Source organism: Stenotrophomonas sp. PS02297 (assembly GCF_029959705.1).
GTDB classification, from domain to species: domain Bacteria; phylum Pseudomonadota; class Gammaproteobacteria; order Xanthomonadales; family Xanthomonadaceae; genus Stenotrophomonas; species Stenotrophomonas nitritireducens.
Genome location: NZ_JASCOS010000009.1, coordinates 1 through 12,427 on the forward strand (window position 1 = coordinate 1; position 12,427 = coordinate 12,427).

Annotated in this window: 9 protein-coding genes and 1 pseudogene; all 10 read left to right on the forward strand. The window is 69.8% G+C overall.

Annotated elements, in window-relative coordinates; all coding sequences use genetic code 11:
* A partial coding sequence (locus tag QMX80_RS03760) for an HlyD family efflux transporter periplasmic adaptor subunit (protein WP_282275364.1) occupies window positions 1–559 on the forward strand: 559 nt, incomplete at its 5' end.
* Between the two features lie 6 nt (window positions 560–565).
* Window positions 566–3,307 (forward strand): ribosome-associated ATPase/putative transporter RbbA, encoded by a 2,742-nt coding sequence (gene rbbA / locus QMX80_RS03765; RefSeq protein ID WP_282275366.1) that lies wholly within the window; start codon window positions 566–568, stop codon window positions 3,305–3,307.
* A gap of 1 nt (window position 3,308) precedes the next feature.
* Window positions 3,309–4,439, forward strand: a complete 1,131-nt coding sequence (locus QMX80_RS03770; RefSeq protein WP_282275368.1) for an ABC transporter permease — start codon at window positions 3,309–3,311, stop codon at window positions 4,437–4,439.
* Window positions 4,440–4,482: 43 nt separating this feature from the next.
* Window positions 4,483–4,935 carry a hypothetical protein gene (locus QMX80_RS03775; RefSeq protein ID WP_033474837.1) on the forward strand — a complete coding sequence of 151 codons (453 nt, stop codon included), beginning with the start codon at window positions 4,483–4,485 and terminating at the stop codon, window positions 4,933–4,935.
* A 5-nt stretch (window positions 4,936–4,940) separates the two neighbouring features.
* Complete coding sequence (gene phbB / locus QMX80_RS03780; protein WP_053462378.1) at window positions 4,941–5,687, forward strand: acetoacetyl-CoA reductase; 747 nt, start codon at window positions 4,941–4,943, stop codon at window positions 5,685–5,687.
* 72 nt (window positions 5,688–5,759) lie between these two features.
* Entirely contained in the window at window positions 5,760–6,941 is a 1,182-nt protein-coding gene (locus QMX80_RS03785) for an acetyl-CoA C-acetyltransferase (RefSeq protein WP_282275374.1), read from the forward strand.
* Window positions 6,942–6,963: 22 nt separating this feature from the next.
* Window positions 6,964–9,450 carry a DUF3141 domain-containing protein gene (locus QMX80_RS03790; protein ID WP_080375623.1) on the forward strand — a complete coding sequence of 829 codons (2,487 nt, stop codon included), beginning with the start codon at window positions 6,964–6,966 and terminating at the stop codon, window positions 9,448–9,450.
* A gap of 17 nt (window positions 9,451–9,467) precedes the next feature.
* Window positions 9,468–10,394, forward strand: a pseudogene (locus QMX80_RS03795) (bifunctional enoyl-CoA hydratase/phosphate acetyltransferase); the annotation flags it as partial.
* A 49-nt stretch (window positions 10,395–10,443) separates the two neighbouring features.
* Complete coding sequence (locus QMX80_RS03800) at window positions 10,444–11,196, forward strand: SDR family NAD(P)-dependent oxidoreductase (protein ID WP_033474840.1); 753 nt, start codon at window positions 10,444–10,446, stop codon at window positions 11,194–11,196.
* A gap of 17 nt (window positions 11,197–11,213) precedes the next feature.
* Window positions 11,214–12,416 carry an acetate/propionate family kinase gene (locus tag QMX80_RS03805; protein WP_033474841.1) on the forward strand — a complete coding sequence of 401 codons (1,203 nt, stop codon included), beginning with the start codon at window positions 11,214–11,216 and terminating at the stop codon, window positions 12,414–12,416.
* Window positions 12,417–12,427: the final 11 nt, after the last annotated feature.

The window sequence follows — 12,427 nt, forward strand, 5'->3', positions numbered from 1 at the left end:
GGCCCAGGCTGCCGCTGCCCAGGCGGCCGTGCGCGCCGCCGAGGCGCAGCTGGTCGGGGCGCAGTCCACGGTCCGCGCGGCCGAGGCCGCGGTGGCGCGGATCCAGGCCGACATCGACGACAGCGCGCTCAAATCGCCGCGCGCCGGCCGGGTGCAGGTGCGCGTGGCGCAGCCGGGCGAAGTGCTCGGCGCCGGCGGGCGCGTGCTCAACCTGCTCGACCTGTCCGACGTCTACATGACCTTCTTCGTGCCCGAGACCAGCGCCGGTCGCATCGCCATCGGCAGCGAGGTGCGGATCGTGCTCGACGCCGCGCCGCAGTACGTGATCCCGGCCACGATCTCCTTCGTCGCCAGCCAGGCCCAGTTCACGCCCAAGACGGTGGAGACCGCCAACGAGCGCCAGAAGCTGATGTTCCGCGTGCGTGCGCAGATTTCCGAGGATCTTCTGCGTCGGCATCTGGAGCAGGTCAAGACCGGAGTGCCCGGGGTGGCCTGGATCCGGCTCGACAGCGACCAGGCCTGGCCCGCCGATCTGGTTGCCAATGTGCCGGCGGAGTGAGCGGACATGACCAAGCCGATCGCGCCCACCGTCGTCCACCTGCAGGGCGTGCGCCTGGACTACGGCAAGGTGTCCGCGCTGGATGGCGTCGATCTGGACATTCCCGCCGGCCGCATGGTCGGCCTGATCGGCCCGGACGGGGTCGGCAAGTCCAGCCTGCTGGCGCTGGTGTCCGGCGCCCGCCGGATCCAGGCCGGCCGCGTCGAGGTGCTGGGCGGCGACATGGCCCGGCGCGGCCACCGCAACGCGGTCTGCCCGCGCATCGCCTACATGCCGCAGGGTCTGGGCCGCAACCTGTATCCGACGCTGTCGGTCGAGGAAAACCTGCAGTTCTTCGCCCGCCTGTTCGGCCACGGCGCGGCCGAGCGCCGCCGCCGCATCGACGAGCTGACCCAGGCCACGGGCCTGTATCCGTTCCTTTCGCGCCCTGCCGGCAAGCTCTCGGGCGGCATGAAGCAGAAGCTCGGGCTGTGCTGCGCGCTGATCCACGACCCCGACCTGCTGCTGCTCGACGAGCCGACCACTGGCGTCGACCCGTTGGCACGGGCGCAGTTCTGGGACCTGATCGCGCGGATCAGGCGGCAGAGCCCGGAGATGAGCGTGGTCGTGGCCACCGCCTACATGGACGAGGCGCAGCGCTTCGACTGGCTGGTGGCGATGGACGACGGCAAGGTGCTGGCTACCGGCACGCCGGCTGAACTGCTGGCGCGGACCGGCTCGGCTTCGCTGGAAGAGGCCTTCATCGCCCTGTTGCCGGAAGAAAAGACCCGCGACCACCAACCGGTCGTGATCCCGCCATTGAGCGGCGATGACGGCGACATCGCCATCGAGGCCCAGGACCTGACCATGCGCTTCGGCGACTTCGTGGCGGTCGATCATGTGTCCTTCCGCATCCGCCGCGGCGAGATCTTCGGCTTCCTCGGCTCCAACGGCTGCGGCAAGTCGACCACGATGAAGATGCTGACCGGCCTGCTGCCGGCCAGCGAGGGCCGCGCCTGGCTGTTCGGCAACGAGGTCGACCCGCACGACATCGACACCCGCCGCCGGGTGGGCTACATGTCGCAGGCGTTCTCGCTGTACTCCGAACTGACCGTGCAGCAGAACCTGGTGCTGCACGCACGCCTGTTCAAGGTGTCCGAGGACGGCATCCCGGCGCGGGTGCAGGAGATGGTCGAACGCTTCGGCCTGGAGGCGGTCGTGCACAGCCTGCCCGCCAGCCTGCCGATGGGCGTGCGCCAGCGCCTGTCGCTGGCGGTGGCGATGGTGCACAAGCCGGAGCTGCTGATCCTCGACGAGCCGACCTCGGGCGTGGACCCGGTCGCGCGCGATGCGTTCTGGCGCCTGCTGGTGGAGCTGTCGCGCCGCGACCGGGTGACGATCTTCATCTCCACCCACTTCATGAACGAGGCCGAGCGCTGCGACCGCATGTCGATGATGCATGCGGGCAAGGTGCTCGACAGCGATGCCCCGGCCGCGCTGGTGGCCAAGCGCGGTGCGCAGACCCTGGAAGAGGCCTTCATCGGTTATCTGGTCGAGGCCGGCGGCGGCACGTCCGGGCAGACCGGCGACGACCCGGCGCCCGCGCAGCCCCGCGCCGATGGCCATCGCGACGCCCGTCGCAAGCCTTTCAGCCTGCAGCGCATGATCAGCTACGTCTGGCGCGAAGCGCTGGAGCTGCAGCGCGATCCGGTGCGCGCCACGCTGGCGCTGGTCGGTTCGCTGCTGCTGATGTTCGTGGTCGGCTATGGCATCAGCCTGGACGTGGAGGATCTGCGCTACGCGGTGCTCGACCATGACCAGACCAGCCTCAGCCGCAGCTATGCGATGAGCCTGGAAGGCTCGCGCTATTTCATCGAACGGGCGCCGCTGGCCGACTACGAGGAGCTGGACCGGCGCATGCGCAGCGGCGAGCTGGCGCTGGCCATCGAGATCCCGCCGGGCTTCGCGCGCGACGTGCTGCGCGGCAACAGCGTCCAGGTCGGCGCCTGGTTCGACGGCGCCATGCCCACCCGCGCCGAGACCATCCAGGGTTACCTGCAGGGCATCCACCTGCATTGGCTGGCCGAGCAGGCGCGCGAACGCTTCGGCATGCAGCTGGCCAGCCCGATCGCCATCGAATCGCGCTACCGCTACAACCCCGACGTGCGCAGCCTGCCGGCGATGGTGCCGGCGGTGGTGCCGCTGCTGCTGCTGATCCTGCCCGCCATGCTCACGGCGCTGGCGGTGGTGCGCGAGAAGGAGAGCGGCTCGATCACCAACCTCTACGTCACCCCGGTCACCCGCAGCGAGTTCCTGCTGGGCAAGCAACTGCCCTACGTGGCCCTGGCGATGCTCAATTTCCTGGCCATGGCGCTGCTGGCGGTCACCGTGTTCGGCGTGCCGATCACCGGCAGCTTCCTGGCGCTGACGCTGGCGGCGCTGATCTTCACCACGGTATCCACCGGTTTCGGGCTGCTGGCCTCCACGGTCACCCGCAGCCAGATCGCCTCGATGTTCCTGGTGGTGGTGGGCACGGTCATCCCGGTGACCCAGTTCGCCGGCCTGGTCGACCCGATCTCCTCGCTCGAAGGCGTCGGCCGGGTGGTGGGCGAAACCTATCCGGCCAGCCACATGATCGCGATCAGCCGCGGTGTGTTCAGCAAGGCGCTGCACCTGCGCGACCTGGGCGGCGCGCTGTGGCCGCTGCTGCTGGCCGTGCCGGTGGTGCTGGGGCTGGCCATCGCCCTGACCCGCAAACAGGAGCGCTGACGTGAAACTCCCCCACCTGGCCAACGTCTATCGCCTGGGCATCAAAGAGCTGTGGAGCCTGGCGCGCGACCCGATCCTGCTGGTGCTGATCGCCTATGTGTTCACCGTGTCGATCCACACCGCCGCCACGGCCATGCCCGAGAGCCTGCACAACGCGCCGATCGCCATCGTCGACGAGGACCGCTCGGCGCTGTCGCAACGCATCGCCTCGGCGTTCTATCCCCCGCAGTTCTCGCCGCCGGCGATGATCTCGCTGGGCGAGGTCGACCCGGGCATGGACTCCGGCGCCTACACCTTCGTGCTCGACATCCCGCCCAATTTCCAGCGCGACGTGCTGGCCGGCCGGCAACCCGCGCTGCAGCTCAACATCGACGCCACCCGCATGAGCCAGGCCTTCACCGGCAACAGCTACGTGCAGCAGATCATCAACCTGGAGGTCAACGAGTTCGTGCGGCGCCAGCGCGGCAGCACCGCGATGCCGGTCGAACTGGCGCTGCGCGCGCGCTTCAATCCGTCGCTGGACAAGACCTGGTTCGGCGGGCTGATGCGGATCATCAACAACGTCACCATGCTCTCGATCATCCTCACCGGCGCGGCGCTGATCCGCGAGCGCGAGCACGGCACCATCGAACACCTGCTGGTGATGCCGGTCACCCCGGCCGAGATCATGCTCTCCAAGGTCTGGTCGATGGGGCTGGTGGTGCTGGTGACCGCCTTCGTCTCGCTCAATCTGGTGGTGCGGGGTCTGCTGGGCGTGCCGATCGAAGGTTCGCTGGCGCTGTTCGTGGTCGGCGCGGCGCTGTGCCTGTTCGCGACCACCTCGCTGGGCATCTTCCTGGCCACTCTGGCGCGCAACATGCCGCAGTTCGGCATGTTGATGGTGCTGGTGCTGGTCCCGCTGCAACTGCTGTCGGGCTCGATGACCCCGCGCGAGAGCATGCCGCAGCTGGTGCAGGACATCATGCTGGCCGCGCCCACCACGCATTTCGTGGAACTGGCCCAGGCCATCCTCTATCGCGGTGCCGGCATCGGCGTGGTCTGGAAGCCCTTCCTGGCCCTGGCGCTGATCGGCTCGGCCCTGTTCGCGCTCGCGCTCACCCGTTTCCGCAGGACCATCAGCCAGATGGCCTGAATCCGTCCCTGACTCGGGACTTCCACTCAGTGAGGCACTACCCATGACCACCGAAACGCTTCCCCTGAACCTCCTCAAGGCCAACGCCGAACTGCAGTTGCGCCTGACTCGCTTGCTGCAGGAAAGCAGCCACCAATGGCTGGATTCGGTGAAGGAGGCCAGTTCGCAGGGTATCGCGGAAACCTCGGCCGAGATCGAAGGCGTGCTGCGTTCGGCCAACTGGCAGGCACTGGCGTCGTTGCCGCCTGAAGCCTTCTGGCGTCAGTTCCAGGGCCGCGTCGCGCACGTGCAGACGTTCCAACAGGTCGCGATCAAGAACCAGGCGGCCTTCACGTCGGGACTGCAGCAGGCCATCGAGAGCTGGCACAAGGCCGTGAGCAGCGCGCTCGGCAGCGACAATTCCGCGTCGCCCTTCGCCGACGTCTTCAAGCAGTGGAATGCCTTGTGGTCGCAGACGACCGAGGCCACCCAGCGCAAGGCGCCCAAGGGAGACTGATCGGAATGGGCAGCACAACACATACTGCGCTGGTCACTGGCGGCATGGGAGGGCTGGGCGAGGCCATCGCCCGCCATCTGCACGATGCCGGACATACGGTGCTGGTCACCCACGCCCGCAGCGACGAAGCCGCCAACTTGTGGCTGCGCAAAGAGGCCGATGCCGGTTACACCTTCCAGTGCTACGACGTGGACGTGGCCGACTGGGCTTCGACCCAGGCCATGGCCGAGCGCATCGCCGCCGACGGGCATGTGGTGGACATCCTGGTCAACAACGCCGGCATTACCCGTGACGCGACCTTCCGCAAGCTGAGCAAGGAGAACTGGGACGCGGTGCTCCGGGTCAACCTGGACTCGATGTACAACGTCACCCGGCTGTTCATCGACGGCATGCTCGAACGCGGCTGGGGCCGCATCGTCAACATCTCCTCGATCAACGGCTCCAAGGGCCAGTTCGGCCAGACCAACTACTCGGCGGCCAAGGCCGGCATCCACGGCTTCACCAAGGCGCTGGCGCAGGAGGTGGCGCGCAAGGGCATCACCGTCAACACCATCTCGCCAGGCTACCTGGCCACGCAGATGGTGATGGCCGTGCCCGAGGACGTGCGCAACCAGATCATCGCCGGCATCCCGGTCGGGCGCCTGGGCCGTCCCGATGAGATCGCCGCGCTGATCGGCTTCGTCGCCGGCGATGCCGCCGGCTTCCTCACCGGCAGCAACCTGTCCATCAACGGCGGCCAGCACATGTATTGACGCCGCGCCCGCCCCCCCGGCGCCTGTCGCGCCGGCGGTCAGGCGCCCTCCAGCGAAGAACAAGGACATGAGATGAGCAACGACATTGCAATCCTGGCGGCCACCCGCACCGCCATCGGCAGTTTCCAGGGCACGCTGTCCGGCCTGCCGGCCCACGCCCTGGGCGCGGCGCTGATCCGCGGCATCCTCGAGAAGACCGGCATCGCGCCCGCGGAGATCGACGAGGTCGTCCTGGGCCAGATCCTCACCGCCGGCAGCGGCCAGAACCCGGCGCGCCAGGCCGCGATCGCGGCGGGCCTGCCGCACGCGGTTCCCGCGCTGAGCCTCAACAAGGTCTGCGGCTCGGGCCTGAAGGCGGTGCACCTGGCCGCGCAGGCGATCGCCCTGGGCGACGCCGACCTGGTCCTGGCCGGTGGCCAGGAGAGCATGAGCCTGGCCCCCTACGTGCTGCCCAAGGCACGCACCGGCCTGCGCCTGGGCCATGCGCAACTGGAGGACAGCCTGATCCGCGACGGCCTGTGGGACGCGTTCAACGACTACCACATGGGCATCACCGCCGAGAACCTGGCCGAGCGCTACGGCATCACCCGCGAGCAGCAGGACGCCTTCGCCGCCGACTCGCAGCGCAAGGCCGCCGAGGCCATCGCCGCCGGCCGCTTCGGCGACGAGATCACCCCGATTTCGATCCCGCAGCGCAAGGGCGATCCGGTGCTGTTCGACACCGACGAGCAGCCGCGCGCCGGCACCACCGCCGACGCGCTGGCCAAGCTGCGCCCTGCGTTCAAGAAGGACGGCACGGTGACCGCCGGCAACGCGTCCACGATCAACGACGGCGCCGCGGTGCTGCTGCTGGCCAGTGCGCAGAAGGCCAAGGCACTGGGCCTGCCGGTGCTGGCGTGGATCCGCGGCTATGCCAGCGCCGGCGTGGACCCGGCGGTCATGGGCATCGGCCCGGTGCCGGCCACGCAGAAGACGCTGAGCAAGGCGGGCTGGCGCATCGGCGATCTCGACCTGATCGAGGCCAACGAAGCCTTCGCCGCGCAGGCGCTGGCGGTGAACCAGGAACTGGGCTGGGACACGGCCAGGGTCAACGTCAACGGAGGCGCGATCGCGCTCGGCCACCCGATCGGCGCGTCCGGTGCGCGCATCCTGGTCACCCTGGTCCACGAACTGATCCGCCGCGATGCCCGCAAGGGCCTGGCCACGCTGTGCATCGGCGGTGGCCAGGGCGTGGCCATCGCCATCGAACGCTGATCCCGACGCAGGCCCCGACGACATGAGCGACGATCGCGCCCCCCACGAGACGACCGGGGACATCCCCGCAGACTGGCCGACCGACCCGCTGCGGCTGGGTGCCGCCGCGGCCGAATACGCCATCGACGCCTGGCAGCGCGGCCTGCTGTATGCCGACGTACGCCGCCAGCGCGGCAACCAGTACCAGGCGCACCTGCGCGAGCGCGTGCCCAACGTGCTCGACTTCGAGGCCGAGCTGGTGCTCTCCGGCCTGGACTTGCCGCGCCCGGTCAACTACGGGCTGGCGCGCATCGTGCCCGGCGCCGGAACCCCGGTCGACCCGGCCAAGCGCCCGTTCGTCGTGGTCGATCCGCGCGCCGGCCACGGTCCCGGCATCGGTGGCTTCAAGCCCGACAGCGAGATCGGCGCGGCGATGAAGGCCGGTCATCCGTGCTACTTCGTCGGCTTCCTGCCCGACCCGGTGCCAGGGCAGACGGTCGAGGACGTGATGCGCGCCGAGGCCGCGTTCGTGCGCAAGGTCGGTGAACTGCATCCGGGCAACGGCAAGCCCGTGGTCATCGGCAACTGTCAGGCCGGCTGGCAGGTGCTGATGACCGCGGCGGTCTGGCCGGAGCTGTTCGGGCCGATCATCCTGGCCGGCGCGCCGGTCTCCTACTGGGCCGGCGACAACCCGATGCGCTACGGCGGCGGCCTGACCGGCGGCAGCTGGTTGACCGCGCTGACCAGCGACATCGGCGCCGGCCGCTTCGACGGCGCCTGGCTGGTGCAGAACTTCGAGCATCTGGACCCGGCCAACACCCTGTGGAAGAAGCAGTACCACCTGTACGCCAACATCGACACCGAGGCCGACCGCTACCTGGGCTTCGAGAAGTACTGGGGCGGTTACGTCTTCCTCAACGACGTGGAGATGCAGTACATCGTCGACAACCTGTTCATCGGCAACAAGCTGGCCACTGCCGAGCTGCTGACCTCCGACGGCGTGCGCGTGGACCTGCGCAACATACGCTCGCCGATCGTGGTGTTCTGCTCCTACGGCGACAACATCACCCCGCCGGGCCAGGCACTGGGCTGGATCACCGACCTGTACCGCGACAAGGACGACCTGGTCGCCCACGACCAGACCATCGTCTACGCCACCCACGACAGCATCGGCCATCTGGGGATCTTCGTCTCGGCCAGCGTCGGTCGCAAGGAACACCGCGAGTTCGCCGCCAACATCGACATCATCGACCTGCTGCCGCCCGGGATTTACCGCGCCGAGGTCGAGGACCATCCCGACGGCGTGCCGGCGGGCGAGCTCGACGACGCCGAGTACCTCATGCGCATCCGCGGCAGCAGCCTGGAGGAGGTCGGCCGGATCGTGCGACCCGATCCCGAGTCCGACCGCCGCTTCGCCGCTGCCGCGCGCCTGTCGGAGATCCACCTGGCGCTGTACCGCAACACGCTGCAACCCTGGATCCGGGCGATCTCCACGCCCTGGTCGGCGCGCTGGCTGCAGGCGCTGCAGCCGCTGCGGGTCGGCTTCGAGTGGTGGTCGGACCAGCACCCACTGGCCGCGCCGGTCGCCGCCGCCGCCGCACAGATCCGCAAGGAGCGTGCGCCGGCCGCCGCGGACAACCCCTTCCTGCTGGCGCAGGAGCGCCTGTCCGAGACGATCGTGCAGGCGCTGGATCAGTTCCGGGACCATCGCGACGCCTTGCAGGGACGCCTGTTCGAGCTGATCTTCGGCTCGCCCCTGTTGCAGGCGCTGGCCGGGCAGACCCTGTACCAGCCGCAGCCGCCCAGGACGCATCCGGGCGATTCGCCCGAGCACCGCGCCTTCCTGGCCGGCGAGCTGGCACGGCTGGAGGCCGACCTGGACCGGGGCGGGCTGGCCGAGGCGGTGATCCGCGGCCTGTTCTTCGTGCTCAAGACCCGCGGCGAGGCCGACGGACGCCATTTCCGCCATGCCTGGGAACTGCTGCAGCCGCGCCTTGACCGCCCCGACCTGGGCGTGCCGGACCTGGCGCGGTTCCGCGAACTGGTGCGCCGGCAGGGCCTGCTGGTCTGGCGCGACGGCGAGGCCGCACTGGCGGCGATCCCGCGCCTGCTGGCCGGCACGCCACCCGACATCATCCACCGCGCCAGCGACATCATCGCCGGTCTGGTGGAACTGGCCGGCAGCCTGTCTGCCCAGGAGCAGGCCAGCCTGCGACGCGTGCTCGACCTGTTCGCACACGCCGCGCAAGCGGCGACCGCTGCGGCCGCGCCGGCCGCCTCGGTGCCGGTGACACCTGCCCATGCGCCCAGCGTGCCTGCGAAGGTCGGCAAGGCCGCCACCGCCAAAGCGGCTTCCGCGGCAAAGCACGCGCCGCGTCCCGGGACTGCGCAGACGCGAAAGCGCGGCACCAAGGCAGGCGCTGCAGTCCCATCGGGGACCGCTGGCGAGCCCGCCACCCGTCCCGGCCCCTCCGGTTCGCCTGGGCGTCCCGGCAAGAAGGCCACCGGCAAGAAAGGAACCCGCCCATGACCGCGACAACCGGCCAGGCCGCCGGCAACGAAGGCCTGCTGCACCTGCTCGCCCACGTCGCGGGCAAGTCGGCGATTCGGGTCGCAGTGGTGCATCCCTGCGATGCCTTGAGCCTGTCGGCGGCCCTGGAGGCGAGGACGGAGGGATTGATCGAGCCCATCCTGGTCGCCCCGCGCCCGAAACTGGAAGCGGTCGCCAGCCAGGCCGGCCTGGAGCTGGCCGGCCTGGCCATCGAGGACGTGCCGCACAGCCACGCCGCCGCCGCGCGCGCGGTCGAACTGGCCCGCGAGGGACAGGTCGAGGCCCTGATGAAAGGCAGCCTGCATACCGACGAACTGATGTCGGCAGTGGTGTCCTCCACCACCGGGCTGCGTACCAAGCGCCGGGTCAGCCATTGTTTCGTATTGCAGACGCCGCAGTATCCGCGCCCCTTCATCGTCACCGATGCGGCCATCAACCTGGCCCCGGACCTGCTGCAGAAAGCCGACATCGTCCGCAATGCCATCGAACTGGCGCAGGTCATCGGCGTGGCCGAGCCCAAGGTCGCCATCCTGGCGGCGGTCGAGACCGTCAACCCGGCGATGCCGGCCACGCTGGACGCCGCCGCGCTGTGCAAGATGGCCGACCGGGGCCAGATCACCGGCGGCGTGCTCGACGGGCCGCTGGCTTTCGACAACGCGGTGTCGATCGCCGCCGCGCGTACCAAGGGCATCGCCTCGCCGGTGGCCGGGCAGGCCGACGTGCTGGTGGTGCCCGACCTGGAGAGCGGCAACATGCTCGCCAAGCAACTCATCTACCTGGGCAACGCGGAGAGCGCCGGCGTCGTGCTCGGTGCCAAAGTGCCGATCATCCTGACCAGCCGTGCCGACAGCCGCGAAACGCGCCTGGCCTCCTGCGCGATCGCCCTGCTGCTGGCGCACCGCTACCGGCAGATCCCGCCCTGAACAACGGCCCCCGATGCCGACGACGGTTCCATCAAACGAAGGAGATGACATGAAATACACATTCCAGGGTGACGTGGTGCTGGTCAGCGGCGCCGGCTCGGGCATCGGCGAGGCCACCGCCAGGCTGCTGGCCGCCAACGGCCTGCGTGTGGTGGTCTCGGACATCGACGCCGGCACCGCCGGGCGCGTGGCCGGGGCCATCGTCGCCGACGGCGGCACCGCCGTGGCCCACGCCGGCGACGTCTCGCGCCCAGAGGACGCCGAATCGGCGGTGGCGCTGGCCGTGCGCGAATTCGGCGCGCTGCAGCTGGCGTTCAACAATGCCGGCATCGGTGCCCCGTTCAAGCCGGCCGGTGAACTCACCACCGAGGAATGGCGCCGGGTCATCGACATCAACCTCAGCGGCGTGCAGTACGGCCTGCGCTACCAGATCCCGGCGATCCTGGCCGCCGGCGGCGGCGCCATCGTCAACATGTCCTCGATCCTCGGCCTGGTCGGCGACGCCGGCGCCCCGGCCTACGTGGCCGCCAAGCACGGCGTGACCGGCCTGACCCGCTCGGCCGCGCTGGCCTATGCCAGCCAGGGCGTGCGCATCAACTCGATCCACCCCGGCTACGTGGAGACGGCGATCCTGGCCAACCTGGACGGCGCCACGCGGCAGGCGCTGGTGGCCAAGCACGCGATCGGCCGGCTCGGCCGCGCCGAGGAGATCGCCCATGCCGTCGCCTTCCTGCTGTCCGATGGCGCCAGCTTCCTGGCCGGCAGCGCGCTGGTCGCCGACGGCGGCTACACCGCCGCCTGAACGCAGGCCGCATATCCATGTCCGAACCCACCCGAGACGTCCTGCTGGTGCTCAACTGCGGCTCGTCGAGCATCAAGTTCGCCGTGTTCGATGCCGGCGCCGTGCCGCTGCCGCGCAGGCCGCTGTGGAACGGCAAGGTGCAGGGCATCGGCGGGCCGGCGCCGGATTTCGGCGAGACCGACGTGGCGCCGTTCCCGATCGAACTGGGCCCGGACCACCCCTACCGCGACGCGCTGGCGCTGATCCGGCAGCGCGTCCTGGCCCGGCTCGACGGGCGCGGCGTGGCCGCGATCGCGCACCGCGTGGTCCACGGCGGTAGCAAGTACTTCGACCCGGTGCGCGTCGATGCCCAGGTGCTGGCCGACCTCAAGGGCTACATCCCGCTGGCGCCGCTGCACCAGCCGTTCGCGCTGGAGGCCATCGAGATCCTGCTGCGCGAGCGCCCGGACATCGCCCAGGTCGCCTGCTTCGACACCGGCTTCCACCACACCCTGCCAGTGGTCGAGCAGATGCTGCCGCTGCCCTGGGATGCGTGGCAGCGCGGACTGCGGCGCTATGGCTTCCACGGCCTGTCCTACGCCTACATGGCCGCGGTCCTGGGCGAGCGCCACGGTGCCGTCGCGCATGGACGCACCATCGTTGCTCACCTGGGCAGCGGCGCGAGCCTGTGCGCGATGCAGGATCTGCGGAGCGTGGCCACCACCATGGGCTTCTCGGCGCTGGACGGGTTGATGATGGGCACCCGTACCGGCGTGCTGGACCCGGGCGCGGTGCTGTATCTGATGGAGATCGAGAAGCTGTCGCTGGAAGAGGTCGGCCGCATCCTCTACCACCGCTCCGGCCTGCTCGGCGTGTCGGGAATCTCGGCCGAGCCGCGCGTGATCGTGCAGCACGAAGGCGACGATGGCGAACGCGGCGAGCGTGCCCGCATCGCACTCGCGCTGTACGTGCGCCGCATCGTGCGCGAGATCGGTGCGCTCACCGCCGTGCTCGGCGGGCTCGACCTGCTGGTGTTCACCGCTGGCGTCGGCGAGCACAACGCTTTTGTACGCGAGCGCGTCTGCCGCGCGCTGGGCTTCCTCGGCGTGCAACTCGACGACCAAGCCAACGCCGCCGACGCAGCGTTGATCTCCACTTCCGACAGCCCCGTGCGGGTCGCGGTGGAGCCGACCAACGAGGAGTGGATCGCCGCCGGCCATGCACTTCAAGTGGCCGGGTGAGTGGCGCCGCC

What these genes read in the sequence shown, in the direction of transcription:
- rbbA (WP_282275366.1), top strand. Translation starts at nt 566, where the DNA reads ATGACCAAGCCGATCGCGCCCACCGTCGTCCACCTGCAGGGCGTGCGC.
- QMX80_RS03775 (WP_033474837.1), top strand. Translation starts at nt 4,483, where the DNA reads ATGACCACCGAAACGCTTCCCCTGAACCTCCTCAAGGCCAACGCCGAA.
- phbB (WP_053462378.1), top strand. Translation starts at nt 4,941, where the DNA reads ATGGGCAGCACAACACATACTGCGCTGGTCACTGGCGGCATGGGAGGG.
- QMX80_RS03785 (WP_282275374.1), top strand. Translation starts at nt 5,760, where the DNA reads ATGAGCAACGACATTGCAATCCTGGCGGCCACCCGCACCGCCATCGGC.
- QMX80_RS03790 (WP_080375623.1), top strand. Translation starts at nt 6,964, where the DNA reads ATGAGCGACGATCGCGCCCCCCACGAGACGACCGGGGACATCCCCGCA.
- QMX80_RS03800 (WP_033474840.1), top strand. Translation starts at nt 10,444, where the DNA reads ATGAAATACACATTCCAGGGTGACGTGGTGCTGGTCAGCGGCGCCGGC.
- QMX80_RS03805 (WP_033474841.1), top strand. Translation starts at nt 11,214, where the DNA reads ATGTCCGAACCCACCCGAGACGTCCTGCTGGTGCTCAACTGCGGCTCG.